We start from the raw sequence: 1,143 nt of genomic DNA, 5'->3' as shown, positions 1-1,143 counted from the left end.
TGGCCGCCGCCGTGGACCGGGCGCTCGACGAGTTCGACCTCGGGCGATACGCGGGCGTGCGCGCCGGCCGGCTCTCGCTCGGCAACCGGCAGCGCGTCGGGATCGCCGGCGCGCTGCTGCACGAGCCCGAGGCGATCGTGCTCGACGAGCCGACGAACGGGCTCGACCCCGCCGGCGTCATCGTGCTGCGAGAGTCGCTGCTGCGGCGGGCCGCCGCCGGTGCCGGAATCCTCGTCTCCAGCCACCACCTCGACGAGGTCGCCCGCGTCGCCGACCGGATCACGGTCGTGAACGACGGGCGTGTCATCGGATCGCTCGACCCGGGCGGCTTCGACCTCGAGCGCGCGTTCTTCGCGCTCGTGCACGACGACGACGAGGCCCGGAGGGCCGCCGCATGAGCGGAGCAGGGCTCGGTGCGGCGGTCGCGGTCGAGGCGCGCAAGGCGATCGCCTCCCGCGTGATGGCCTCGATCACGGTGCTCCTCGTCGTCGGCGTGGGCGTGCTCGCCCTCGGGATGCTGCTCGCCGCGGGATCCGGCGACGCACAGGTGCTCGCCAAGCTCGGCCCGCTCGCGGGCGTGCCCGGGTGGGGCGGCCTCGTCGGGGTCGTCCTCCAGATCACGGCGGCGGCCGGCGTGCTCGCGTTCGGCGTCGCCCTCAGCTGGATGTTCGGCCGCGAGTTCGCCGACGGCACCGTCGCTGCGCTCTTCGCCCTTCCGGTGTCGCGCCCGGCGATCGCGCTCGGCAAGCTCGTGGTCTACCTCGCCTGGTCGGTGGTGGTCGCCGTCGCCCTCACCGGCGTCGTCGCGATCGTGGGCGTCGCGATGGGCTACGGCGCGACGGATGCCGCCGGCGTCGGCGCGCTCGCCCGGATCCCCGTGCTCGTGGTGCTCTCCGCCCTCATCGCCGTGCCCGCCGCGTGGGTCGCGACGATCGGGCGCGGGCTCCTGCCCGGCATCGCCGCGACGGTCGGCATCATCGTCGTCGCGCAGGTCTCGGCGATCGCGGATGTCGGGGCCTGGGTGCCGTTCGTCGCGCCCGCGCTCTGGGCGATCGCGCCTGAGTCGGTGCCGGCCGCGGCGCTGCTGACCGTGCCGACGGTGCCGCTCGCGTTCGGCGCGCTGTGCGCGCTCGCATGGTCGCG

2 protein-coding genes are annotated in these 1,143 nt (G+C 75.5%); both read left to right on the top strand.

Annotation, left to right across the window (positions count from 1 at the left end; genetic code table 11):
• On the top strand, positions 1-398 hold a 398-nt coding region (locus ESO86_RS17365), incomplete at its 5' end, for an ATP-binding cassette domain-containing protein (protein ID WP_129236004.1).
• On the top strand, positions 395-1,143 hold a 749-nt coding region (locus tag ESO86_RS17360; protein WP_129236003.1), incomplete at its 3' end, for an ABC transporter permease. The genes ESO86_RS17365 and ESO86_RS17360, both read left to right, overlap by 4 nt.

The sequence above is a fragment of the Agromyces binzhouensis genome (assembly GCF_004135055.1).
Taxonomy (GTDB): Bacteria; Actinomycetota; Actinomycetes; order Actinomycetales; family Microbacteriaceae; genus Agromyces; species Agromyces binzhouensis.
Note: the sequence above shows the minus strand (reverse complement) of the source record. Positions and strands in the feature narration are given on the sequence as shown.